Below are 12,271 nucleotides of genomic sequence, written 5' to 3' on the forward strand. Positions count from 1 at the left end.
GGGAAACACGTGAAAGACTTACTCAAGTTTTTGAAGGCTCAGACCAAGACCGAAGAGTTTGACAGTATCAAGATCGGTCTGGCCTCTCCTGACATGATCCGCTCCTGGTCATTCGGTGAGGTCAAAAAGCCTGAGACCATCAACTACCGGACTTTCAAGCCGGAGCGTGATGGTCTGTTCTGCGCCCGTATCTTCGGACCGGTGAAGGACTACGAGTGTCTGTGCGGCAAGTACAAGCGCCTGAAACACCGTGGTGTGATCTGTGAGAAGTGCGGCGTTGAAGTGACCCAGACCAAGGTCCGTCGTGAGCGTATGGGCCACATCGAGCTGGCCAGCCCGACTGCCCACATCTGGTTCCTGAAGTCCCTGCCGTCCCGTATCGGTCTGCTGCTGGACATGACCCTGCGCGACATCGAGCGTGTGCTCTACTTCGAATCTTTCGTGGTAATCGAGCCGGGTATGACCAACCTCGAACGCAGCCAGATGCTCTCTGAAGAGCAGTACCTGGATGCGCTGGAAGAGTGGGGCGACGAATTTGACGCCAAGATGGGTGCCGAAGCAATCCTGGCATTGCTGCGCGCTATCGATCTGGAAGGTGAAGTCAAAACCATGCGTGAGGAGCTGGATCAAACCAACTCCGAGACCAAGCGCAAGAAGACCACCAAGCGTCTGAAGCTGATGGAAGCTTTCCTGCAGTCCGGCAACAAGCCGGAGTGGATGATCATGACAGTGCTGCCTGTGCTGCCGCCGGACCTGCGTCCGCTGGTACCGCTGGACGGCGGCCGTTTCGCGACTTCCGATCTGAACGATCTGTACCGTCGCGTGATCAACCGTAACAACCGCTTGAAGCGTCTGCTGGATCTGGCTGCTCCGGACATCATCGTGCGCAACGAAAAGCGTATGCTGCAAGAGTCCGTCGATGCACTGCTGGATAACGGCCGTCGTGGTCGTGCCATCACCGGTTCCAACAAGCGCCCGCTGAAATCCCTGGCTGACATGATCAAGGGTAAGCAGGGTCGTTTCCGTCAGAACCTGCTCGGTAAACGTGTCGACTACTCCGGTCGTTCCGTTATCACCGTAGGCCCGACTCTGCGTCTGCATCAGTGCGGTCTGCCGAAGAAGATGGCGCTGGAACTGTTCAAGCCGTTCATCTATGGCAAGCTGGAAACCCGCGGTCTGGCGACCACTATCAAGGCCGCCAAGAAGATGGTGGAGCGCGAGGAAGCTGTCGTTTGGGATATCCTGGACGAAGTGATCCGCGAACACCCGGTTCTGCTGAACCGTGCACCGACTCTGCACCGTCTGGGTATCCAGGCATTCGAACCGACTCTGGTCGAAGGCAAGGCAATCCAGCTGCACCCGCTGGTTTGTGCTGCGTATAACGCGGACTTCGATGGTGACCAGATGGCGGTCCACGTACCGCTGACCCTGGAAGCCCAGCTGGAAGCGCGTGCGCTGATGATGTCTACCAACAACATCCTGTCGCCTGCCTCCGGTGAGCCGATCATCGTTCCTTCTCAGGACGTGGTCTTGGGTCTGTACTACATGACCCGTGCCCGTATCAACGCCAAAGGCGAAGGTATGGTGCTGGCCGGCCCGAAAGAAGCCGAGAAAGTATATCGCGCCGGTCTGGCCGATCTGCATGCTCGTGTGAAAGTACGCATTACCGAATACCTGCGTCAGGAAGACGGTTCTCTGCGTGAACACACCGAGATGAAGAACACCACCGTTGGTCGTGCGATCCTGAGCCTGATCCTGCCGAAAGGTATGGAATACGCCCTGATCGACGAGCCGAAGGTGCTGACTGCTGCAGAACAGGCTGATCTGGATGCCAATCCGCAGAACTGGATCAAGTGCGTATCCAACAAGGCGCTGGGCAAAAAGCTCATCTCCCGTCTGCTGAACACCTGCTATCGCAAGCAGGGCCTGAAGGACACCGTTATCTTCGCTGACCAGCTGATGTATACCGGTTTCCACTACGCGGCCCTGTCCGGTGCTTCCGTTGGTATCGATGACATGGTCATCCCGGATGCCAAGAAAGACATCATCGCGGCAGCCGAAGCCGAAGTTGCCGAGATCCAGGACCAGTTCCTGTCAGGTCTGGTAACTGCGGGCGAGCGTTACAACAAGGTTATCGATATCTGGGCCAGCGCCAACGAGCGCGTCTCCAAGGCCATGATGGAGAACTTGTCCAAAGAGCGTAACGTCAACTCGCTGGGTGAAGAAGAAGAGCAGGCCTCGTTCAACAGCATCTTTATGATGGCCGACTCTGGTGCGCGTGGTTCCGCCGCCCAGATCCGTCAGCTGGCCGGTATGCGTGGCCTGATGGCCAAGCCGGATGGCTCCATCATCGAGACCCCGATCATCGCGAACTTCCGCGAAGGTCTGAACGTACTGCAGTACTTTATCTCTACCCACGGTGCTCGTAAGGGTCTGGCGGATACCGCACTGAAGACTGCGAACTCCGGTTACCTGACTCGTCGTCTGGTAGACGTGGCGCAAGACATGGTGATCACCGAGGACGATTGCGGTACTACCGACGGTCTGTGGATGACTCCGCTGATCGAGGGTGGCGACGTGGTCGAGCCGCTGCGTGAGCGCGTGCTGGGTCGTGTGGTGGCAGAAGATGTCATCAAGCCGGGTACCGAGGACGAGATCCTGGTTGCTCGCAACACCCTGCTCGACGAGCAGCTGTGTGACCTGCTGGAGCGTAACTCCGTTGACCGTGTGAAGGTACGTTCTGCCATCACCTGTGAAACCGACTTCGGTAACTGTGCTCACTGCTACGGCCGTGATCTGGCCCGTGGTCACCTGGTTAACAAGGGTGAGGCTGTCGGTGTTATCGCCGCCCAGTCCATCGGTGAACCGGGTACCCAGCTGACGATGCGTACTTTCCACATCGGTGGTGCTGCATCTCGTGCCGCTGCTGAAAGCAGCATCCAGGTCAAGAACACAGGTACCATCAAGCTGCAGAACGCCAAGTTCGTTCACAACAGCGATGACAAACTGGTTATCACCTCACGTTCTACCGAACTGACCATCATGGACGACATGGGCCGTACCAAGGAAAGCCACAAGCTGCCTTACGGTTCCGTGCTGGAAGTGAAGGACGGCCAGGCCGTGAGTGCTGGCGAGACCGTTGCCAACTGGGATCCGCACACCCACCCGATCATCACCGAAGTGGCAGGTCGCCTGCAGTTCGAACACATGATCGATGGCGTGACCATCACTCGTCAGACCGACGAGCTGACCGGTCTCTCTTCTATCGTTGTTCTGGACGTCAACGAGCGTCCGAGCGCCGGTAAAGAGATGCGTCCGACCGTTAAACTGGTCGACCTGAACGGCAAAGACGTGATGATCCCGGGTACCGATGTAGCCGCCCAGTACTTCCTGCCGGGCAAGGCGATCGTGAACCTGGAAGATGGTGCCAACGTGGGCGTGGGTGACGCGGTAGCGCGTATCCCGCAAGAGTCCGGCGGTACCAAGGACATCACCGGTGGTCTGCCGCGCGTTGCGGATCTGTTCGAAGCACGTCAACCGAAGGAACCGGCAATTCTGGCCGAGATCTCCGGTACCATCTCCTTCGGGAAAGAGACCAAGGGCAAACGCCGTCTGGTCATCACCCCGACCGATGGTGGCAACGTCTACGAAGAGATGATTCCGAAGTGGCGTAACCTGAACGTGTTCGAAGGTGAAAAAGTTGAGAAGGGTGAAGTGCTGGCGGACGGTCCTGAGTCTGCTCACGACATCCTGCGTCTGCGCGGTATCAGCCCGGTCGCCAACTACATCGCCAACGAAGTGCAAGACGTTTACCGTCTGCAAGGCGTTAAGATCAACGACAAGCACATCGAAGTCATCGTTCGTCAGATGCTGCGCAAGTGCGAGATCCTGAGCGCTGGCGATACCGATCTGATCGAAGGCGAACAGGTTGAAGTGGCTCGTGTGAAGATTGCCAACCGTAAGCTGGTTGCCGAGGGCAAGACCCCTGCAACCTACCGTCATGTACTGATGGGTATTACCAAGGCATCTCTGAGCACCGAGTCCTTCATCTCCGCGGCTTCCTTCCAGGAAACCACTCGCGTTCTGACCGAAGCCGCCGTAGGTGGCAAGCGTGATGAACTGCGTGGTCTGAAAGAGAACGTCATCGTGGGTCGTCTGATCCCGGCTGGTACCGGCTTTGCCTACCACCATAGCCGGATCAACCAGCGTGCTGCCGCAGCTCGTGCTGTTGGTACCCCGCAGGTGACCGCTGATGAAGCGGAGCAGAACCTGGCGGATCTGCTGAACGCAGCCGGTAGCTTCGACGAAGAGTAACTCGTCATCCGTGATTGAAAAGGGCTCCTTCAAGGAGCCCTTTTTGTTGGCCAATTCCTCGGCAAAGGTAGACGCAGCGCGGGTTTCAGGATGATCCAGAGCAAAGTTGTAGAGTAAAAAATCAAAAAAAGTTGACTTTACTCCCCTGCAATTTAAAACTCGGGAAAGTTGAATGGTTATTACAGGGGTAGAACATGACTGTCGGTATCGAGGAAGCCATGCTTCCCGAAGAACAGCTGATCAGCCGCACTTTTACAGATGAAGACAGGGAATTGTTGCGCTCATACGATGGGCTCATCGATGGCTTGGCCGAGCTGTTCGGCAAGCATTGTGAAGTGGTACTCCACTCCCTGGAAAATCTGCACGAGTCGGTGATCAAGATCGCCAATGGCTTCAATACCGGACGCACCCTCGGGGCGCCCATCACCGATCTCGCCCTGCGCATGCTCAAGGATATCGAGAGCACCGGCCAGGATTACACCCAGAGCTATTTCGCTCGCAGCCGTACCGGCGCGCTGATGAAGTCGAGCACCATCGCCATTCGCAACAGCGAGCGGCAAGTAGTGGGGCTTATCTGCATCAACCTGCACATCAATGCGCCTTTCCACGAGTTCGTGGCCGAATTTTTCCCGACGCCCCAGCAGGCGGCGCGTCAGTCACCAGAGACCTTCGCCAATAGCGTGGAAGAGTTGGTTGCCCAGACGGTGGATAACACCATCGACGAGATCAACCGCGATCCCACCGTGGCCAACAATGCCAAGAATCGCTTCATCGTGACCCAGCTGTTCGAGAAGGGCATTTTCGACATCAAGGATTCGATCAATCTGGTGGCGGACAAACTCAATATTTCAAAACATACCGTTTATCTTTACATCCGACAGCGCAAGCAGGGTGAAGACGAGAACGAGTAACTCATTCCAGAAGGGGATAGATGAATGGCTAAAGAAGTGATTGCAACCGACAAGGCGCCTGCCGCGATTGGTCCGTATGTTCAGGCTACCAAGGTTGGCGAGATGATCTTCACCTCCGGGCAGATCCCGCTCGATCCTGCCACCATGGAGATCGTGGCCGGCGGCATCGAAGAGCAGGCCGAACGGGTGATGAAGAATCTGGTCGCCGTGTTGCAAGCTGCCGGTGCCGATGCCAGCAAAGTGGTCAAAACCACCTGTTTCCTGAGTGACATGAACAACTTCGTTGCCTTCAATCAGGTCTATGCCCGCTACTTTGGCGATGCAGCACCAGCCCGCTCCTGCGTGGAGGTGGCCCGTCTGCCGAAAGATGTGCTGGTCGAGGTCGAGGCGATTGCCCATCTCTGATCAACAGATCGAATCAAGCCCCTCCTGGCAGGGGCTTTTTTGTTTTTGGCGTAAAATGGACCGGGTCAGCACAGGAGTCCTGCTATGAGTCTGAGTTTTGCCATCCTGGTCACGGGGCCCGCCTATGGCACCCAATCGGCCAGCACAGCCTATCGTTTTGCCCGCACCCTGTTGGCACAGGGGCATACCTTGTCTCACCTGTTCTTCTATCAGGATGGGGTCTGCAACGGCAACGGTCTGCATCTGCCTGCATCCGATGAGACTGACCTGGTGCGTTTGTGGCGAGAGCTGGCAGAAGAGCAGGGGATCCGTATCGACGTCTGTGTCGCCGCCGCCATGCGGCGCGGTGTACTCGATGAACAGGAAGCCAAGGGGGCAGGGCAGGTGCACTTCAATCTGCAACCGCCATTTTGCCTGAGCGGTCTGGGCCAGTTGGCCGAGGCTGCACTCACCGCCGATCGGCTGGTTCAGTTCTAGGGGGAGTCATGAGCAAGAAAATCGCCTTTATCTGCAGTCATGGCCCCCATGGCCATGCCGCCGGCCGGGAAGGACTGGATGCCCTGCTGGCCACCTCGGCCATGACCGATGAGCTGGCCCTCTTCCTGATTGGGGACGGCGTGCTGCAACTGCTCAAGGAGCAGCAGCCTGCCGCCATTTTGCAGCGCCACTACGCGCCCACCTTCAAAATGCTGGAACTCTACGACATCGAAGAGGTCTATGTTTGTGCTGACTCGCTGGCAGAGCGTGGCGTGACAGTGGATGATCTGCTGATCCCCGTCGAGAGTCTGCCGCGCCAGGAACTGGCTCGGCGTTGGGCACAATGTTCGACTCACATCAGCTTTTGAGGTCTCCATGTTGCATCTGATATTGAACTCCCCCTTTCAGAGTCAGGCTCTGGCAGAGGCGCTCTCATACCTTCAGCCCGAGGATGAGCTGGTACTGATGCAGGATGCCGTGATTGCGGCATCGGCTCCCCAGTGGAGCGCGCGGCTGGCGGGTATCTCGGTTTATGTGATGCAGGAAGATCTGCAAGCTCGCGGTTTGCAGCATCGGGTGGGCAAGGTGCTCGATATGGCGGGTCTGGTGGCACTGATTGCGCAAAAAGGTTCCCCGCGCACCTGGGGTGGCTGATAAGCACATTTCCAAGGAAATTCAAGGAGATGTCGTGAAATCAAACGGATCCGAATTGCCCTTTTGTGACGCAAATTGTATAAATCTTGACTCCCCAGACAACAGGGCATAAAATTTCGCGTCCCCGTATCTGCGGGGAGGATTTTCCACACGTTTATGAAGTCATTATCAGGAGCCTTTTGATGGCAACTATTAACCAGTTGGTTCGCAAGCCACGCATCAAGCTCGTTGTGAAAAGCAACGTGCCGGCGCTGGAAGCGTGCCCTCAGAAGCGTGGCGTATGCACTCGTGTATATACCACCACCCCGAAGAAGCCTAACTCTGCACTGCGTAAAGTGTGCCGTGTACGTCTGACCAACGGCTTCGAAGTCACCTCCTACATCGGCGGTGAAGGTCACAACCTGCAAGAGCACTCTGTTGTTCTGATCCGTGGCGGTCGTGTAAAAGACTTGCCAGGCGTTCGTTATCACACCGTTCGTGGTGCGTTGGACTGTGCCGGTGTTAAAGACCGTAAGCAGGCTCGCTCCAAGTATGGCGTGAAGCGTCCTAAAGCTTAATGGTTCTCCGTTAAGTAAGGCCAAACGTTAATTCGTTTCTAGTTAGATAGCTTTCTAGTTTTGGGTAATCCCTGAAGTTACGGAGAATTTGAAATGCCAAGACGTCGTGTTGTTGGTCAGCGTAAAATCCTGCCAGATCCCAAGTTCGGATCAGAGCTGCTGGCTAAATTTGTCAACGTAGTAATGGTTGACGGTAAGAAATCTGTTGCAGAAGCCATTGTTTATGGCGCCCTGGACATCATTGCCACCAAATCTGGCAAAGAGCACCTGGCCGTATTCGAAGAAGCTCTGGATAACATTCGTCCGGCGGTCGAGGTTAAATCTCGTCGCGTCGGTGGTGCAACCTATCAGGTGCCGGTAGAAGTTCGTCCGGTACGTCGCAATGCCCTGGCAATGCGCTGGTTGGTTGATGCCGCTCGTAAACGTGGTGAAAAATCAATGGCTCAGCGTCTGGCTGGCGAGCTGCTGGATGCCGCTGACAATAAGGGTTCGTCTGTCAAGAAACGTGAAGACGTTCACCGTATGGCTGAAGCGAACAAAGCCTTCGCTCACTTCCGCTGGTAATCCGCTTGCGCAGGGTCTTTTGACTCTGCGCACCTTTAATTATCTAGGGACAAGCGCCTTAGTAAGAGGATGACAATGGCTCGTACAACCCCCATTGAGCGTTATCGTAACATCGGTATCTCCGCTCACATTGACGCCGGTAAGACTACTACTACCGAGCGCGTACTGTTTTACACCGGTGTAAGTCACAAGATCGGTGAAGTTCACGATGGCGCTGCCACCATGGACTGGATGGAACAGGAACAAGAGCGTGGTATCACCATCACCTCCGCCGCGACCACCGCTTTCTGGTCCGGTATGGGTAAACAGTTCCAACCGCACCGTATCAACATCATCGATACCCCGGGCCACGTTGACTTTACTATCGAAGTAGAGCGTTCAATGCGTGTTCTGGACGGTGCCGTGATGGTGTACTGTGCCGTAGGTGGCGTACAGCCACAGTCTGAAACCGTATGGCGTCAGGCTAACAAGTACAAGGTTCCCCGTATCGCGTTCGTCAACAAGATGGACCGTACCGGCGCCAACTTCCTGCGCTGCGTTGAGCACATCAAGACCCGTCTGAAAGGTACTCCGGTTCCCCTTCAGCTGAACATCGGCTCTGAAGAGAACTTCAAGGGCGTTGTTGACTTGGTCAAGATGAAAGCCATCAACTGGAATGAAGCTGATCAGGGCGTATCCTTCGATTACGAAGACGTCCCGGCCGAGTTGCTGGAACAGGCGCAAGAAATGCGCATGAATCTGGTTGAAGCCGCTGCTGAAGCGTCTGAAGACCTGATGGAAAAATACCTGGGCGGCGAAGAGCTGACCGAGGAAGAGATCAAAGGTGCTCTGCGTCAGCGCGTGCTGAACAACGAAATCATCCTGGTAACCTGTGGCTCCGCGTTCAAGAACAAGGGCGTACAGGCAATGCTGGATGCCGTGATCGAGTACCTGCCGGCTCCGACCGACGTTGCTGCTATCGACGGCCTGAAAATGGACGGCGAGACCAAAGACGAGCGTCACGCTTCTGATGACGAGCCGTTCTCTGCTCTGGCGTTCAAGATCGCTACCGACCCGTTCGTTGGTAACCTGACCTTCTTCCGTGTCTACTCTGGCGTGATCAACTCCGGTGACACCGTGCTGAACTCCGTCAAGGACAAGCGCGAGCGTTTTGGCCGTATCGTTCAGATGCATGCCAACAAGCGTGAAGAGATCAAAGAAGTACGCGCTGGTGACATCGCTGCTGCCATCGGTCTGAAAGACGTGACCACTGGTGACACCCTGTGTGACCCGAACGCACCGATCATCCTCGAGCGTATGGAATTCCCGGAGCCGGTAATTTCTATCGCAGTTGAGCCGAAAACCAAGGCTGACCAGGAGAAGATGGGTCTGGCACTGGGCCGTCTGGCTCAGGAAGATCCGTCCTTCCGCGTATGGACTGACGAAGAGTCAGGTCAAACCATCATCGCTGGTATGGGTGAGCTGCACCTGGACATCATCGTTGACCGTATGCGTCGCGAGTTCAAGGTTGAAGCCAACGTAGGTAAGCCGCAGGTTGCCTACCGTGAAACCATCCGTACCACCGTTAAAGACATCGAAGGCAAGCATGCCAAGCAGTCTGGTGGTCGCGGTCAGTACGGTCATGTTGTTATCGACATGTACCCGCTGGAAGAAGGCAAAGCCTACGAATTCGTCAACGACATCAAAGGTGGTGTCATTCCTGGTGAATTCATCCCGGGTGTTGATAAAGGTATCCGTGAGCAGCTCAAATCTGGTCCGCTGGCTGGTTACCCGGTTATGGATCTGGGTGTGCGTCTGCACTTCGGTTCTTACCACGATGTCGACTCTTCCGAACTGGCGTTCAAAATCGCTGCTTCTATGGCCTTTAAGGCTGGCTTCATGAAAGCCAACCCGGTTCTGCTCGAACCGATCATGAAAGTAGAAGTTGAAACTCCGGAAGATTACATGGGCGATGTTATCGGTGACCTGAACCGTCGTCGTGGCCTGATCGAAGGTATGGAAGATGGTCCGTCCGGCAAGATCGTACGTGCTCTGGTGCCGCTGGCCGAAATGTTCGGTTATGCAACTGCACTGCGTTCCGCTACCCAGGGTCGTGCTTCCTACGCCATGGAATTCGCCAAGTATCACGATGCACCGACCAACGTTGCACAAGCCGTGATCGAAGAGCGCAAATCCAAGTAATTTAAGATTCCCCGCCTACGACGGTAGGCGGGTTTAACCTAGAAGGACTACGTCGTGTCTAAAGAAAAATTTGAGCGTAATAAACCGCACGTAAACGTCGGCACCATCGGCCACGTTGACCACGGTAAAACCACCCTGACTGCAGCTATCACCAACGTGCTGGCCAAGCACTTCGGTGGTAAAGCTTTCGCCTTCGACCAGATCGACAAGGCACCGGAAGAGCGTGAGCGTGGTATCACCATCAACACCTCCCACGTAGAATACGACACCGCTACCCGCCACTACGCCCACGTAGATTGCCCGGGTCACGCCGACTACGTTAAAAACATGATCACCGGTGCTGCCCAGATGGACGGCGCGATCCTGGTAGTAGCAGCGACTGACGGCCCGATGCCGCAGACTCGTGAGCACATCCTGCTGGGTCGTCAGGTTGGTATCCCGTACATGATCGTGTTCATGAACAAGTGTGACATGGTTGATGACGAAGAGCTGCTCGAACTGGTTGAGATGGAAGTTCGTGAACTGCTGACCGAGTACGACTTCCCGGGTGATGACCTGCCGGTAGTTCGTGGTTCCGCACTGAAAGCGCTGGAAGGCGACGCTCAGTGGGAAGAGAAGATCATCGAGCTGGCTGGCCACCTGGATACCTACATCCCGGAGCCGGAGCGCGCGATTGACCAGCCGTTCCTGATGCCTATCGAAGACGTATTCTCTATCGCTGGCCGTGGTACCGTAGTTACCGGTCGTGTAGAGCGCGGTATCGTTAAAGTAGGTGAGACTGTAGAAATCGTTGGTATCAAAGATACCGTTTCTACCACCTGTACCGGTGTAGAAATGTTCCGCAAGCTGCTGGACGAAGGTCGTGCAGGCGAGAACATCGGCGCGCTGCTGCGTGGTGTTAAGCGTGAAGACGTAGAGCGTGGTCAGGTACTGGCCAAGCCGGGTTCTATCAAGCCGCACACCAAGTTCGAATCTGAAGTGTACGTACTGTCCAAAGAAGAAGGTGGTCGTCATACCCCGTTCTTCAAAGGCTACCGTCCGCAGTTCTACTTCCGTACTACCGACGTGACCGGTACCATCGAGCTGCCGGAAGGCGTAGAGATGGTAATGCCGGGCGACAACATCAAAATGGTTGTTACCCTGATTGCTCCGATCGCGATGGACGACGGCCTGCGTTTCGCTATCCGTGAAGGTGGCCGTACCGTAGGTGCTGGTGTTGTAGCTAGCGTAATCGCCTAATCGATTCGTTATATACAAGCATGAAAAGGGGTGGCTTCGGCCACCCCTTTTATTTTTGGGGCTATTTATGGCCTGTGAGATACTGGGCAAAACCATTGATAGAGGTAGTTTCCGTGAGCAACCCCGCCATTTTTCTGGATCGTGACGGTGTCATCAATGAAGACACTGGCTATGTCAGTCAGGTCGATGATTTTCATTTTCTGCCCGGAGTCATAGACGCCCTGCAGCTCCTCAAAAAGAAAGGCTATCTGCTGGTCGTCGTCACTAACCAGTCCGGAATCGCCCGCGGCTACTTCAGTGAAGATGACTTCATGAATCTGACTGAATGGATGGATTGGTCACTGGCTGATCGGGATGTGGATCTCGATGGTATCTACTTCTGCCCCCATCATCCGGATCACGGCGCCCCCTGTGATTGCCGCAAACCGGAGCCAGGCATGCTGCTGTTGGCGCAACAGGAACTGGGGATCGACATGAGTCGTTCCTATATGGTGGGTGACAAGCCCTCTGATCTGAAAGCTGCCATCAATGCCGGGGTTGGTCACAAGATCATGGTCAGAACCGGCAAGCCGGTGACCGAAACGGGTAGTGCGCTGGCCGATGCTCTCTATGACAATCTGCACGATTTTGCTGTTACGGTGCCTGCAGTGAGCTGATTTCGCCGGTTTAATATGCCAATTGGTGGCTTTGTGAGCGAACGAACAGCGAAAGCCATCTTTTTGCAATTATCTGCTTGCCAGAAAGAATCTGTTCCCTATAATGCGCCTCCATCGACAGGGCAAGCGGCAACGCACACAACCTCGTCGATAACCTCGAAAGCCTTTGAAAATAAGGCTTGACTCGAGAAGGCGGTTGAGTAGAATTCCACTCCCGCAGCAACACACTGTTGCGTCGCTCTTTAACAATTTGAATCAAGCAATCTGTGTGGGCACTCACAGCATCGAACATCAAAAACAATTTTTGATTTTC

General features: G+C 55.3%; 12 protein-coding genes. 11 read left to right on the plus strand and 1 reads right to left on the minus strand.

From position 1 onward, the window contains the following. Positions 1-9 precede the first annotated feature (9 nt). The 11 genes from rpoC (at position 10) to gmhB (ending at position 11,958) form a co-directional block, all read left to right on the plus strand. On the plus strand, positions 10-4,314 hold the full coding sequence (gene rpoC, locus OKC42_RS10155; protein WP_005339899.1) for a DNA-directed RNA polymerase subunit beta': 4,305 nt from the start codon (positions 10-12) through the stop codon (positions 4,312-4,314). Between the two features lie 194 nt (positions 4,315-4,508). Next, complete coding sequence (locus OKC42_RS10160) at positions 4,509-5,225, plus strand: helix-turn-helix transcriptional regulator (RefSeq protein ID WP_005339902.1); 717 nt, start codon at positions 4,509-4,511, stop codon at positions 5,223-5,225. Positions 5,226-5,249: 24 nt separating this feature from the next. Then, positions 5,250-5,630, plus strand: a complete 381-nt coding sequence (locus OKC42_RS10165) for a RidA family protein (RefSeq protein ID WP_019446597.1) — start codon at positions 5,250-5,252, stop codon at positions 5,628-5,630. Between the two features lie 84 nt (positions 5,631-5,714). Then, the gene (gene tusD / locus OKC42_RS10170; protein ID WP_124930370.1) at positions 5,715-6,107 is read left to right on the plus strand and encodes a sulfurtransferase complex subunit TusD; all 393 of its coding nucleotides are present in this window, start codon (positions 5,715-5,717) and stop codon (positions 6,105-6,107) included. A gap of 8 nt (positions 6,108-6,115) precedes the next feature. Beyond that, entirely contained in the window at positions 6,116-6,475 is a 360-nt protein-coding gene (gene tusC, locus OKC42_RS10175; RefSeq protein WP_181270208.1) for a sulfurtransferase complex subunit TusC, read from the plus strand. Between the two features lie 7 nt (positions 6,476-6,482). Further along, complete coding sequence (tusB, locus tag OKC42_RS10180; protein WP_139401110.1) at positions 6,483-6,761, plus strand: sulfurtransferase complex subunit TusB; 279 nt, start codon at positions 6,483-6,485, stop codon at positions 6,759-6,761. Between the two features lie 182 nt (positions 6,762-6,943). After that, entirely contained in the window at positions 6,944-7,318 is a 375-nt protein-coding gene (gene rpsL / locus OKC42_RS10185; protein WP_005306278.1) for a 30S ribosomal protein S12, read from the plus strand. 93 nt (positions 7,319-7,411) lie between these two features. After that, a complete protein-coding gene (gene rpsG, locus OKC42_RS10190; protein ID WP_005339911.1) occupies positions 7,412-7,882 on the plus strand; it encodes a 30S ribosomal protein S7 in 471 nt (156 codons plus the stop codon). 75 nt (positions 7,883-7,957) lie between these two features. After that, positions 7,958-10,063, plus strand: coding sequence for an elongation factor G (gene fusA, locus OKC42_RS10195; protein ID WP_021229318.1), 2,106 nt, complete (start codon positions 7,958-7,960; stop codon positions 10,061-10,063). A 54-nt stretch (positions 10,064-10,117) separates the two neighbouring features. Further along, positions 10,118-11,302: an elongation factor Tu gene (gene tuf / locus OKC42_RS10200; RefSeq protein WP_005339879.1), complete on the plus strand. Its 1,185-nt coding sequence runs from the start codon at positions 10,118-10,120 to the stop codon at positions 11,300-11,302. 113 nt (positions 11,303-11,415) lie between these two features. After that, a complete protein-coding gene (gene gmhB, locus OKC42_RS10205; protein ID WP_201905864.1) occupies positions 11,416-11,958 on the plus strand; it encodes a D-glycero-beta-D-manno-heptose 1,7-bisphosphate 7-phosphatase in 543 nt (180 codons plus the stop codon). Between the two features lie 10 nt (positions 11,959-11,968). On the opposite strand, the gene OKC42_RS10210 is transcribed toward gmhB, so the two are convergent. After that, the coding region (locus tag OKC42_RS10210; RefSeq protein ID WP_270819609.1) for a hypothetical protein at positions 11,969-12,271 on the minus strand (303 nt) is incomplete at its 5' end.

This window comes from Aeromonas sp. Y311-2, assembly GCF_027706025.1.
In the GTDB taxonomy this organism is placed as follows: Bacteria; Pseudomonadota; Gammaproteobacteria; order Enterobacterales; family Aeromonadaceae; genus Aeromonas; species Aeromonas veronii.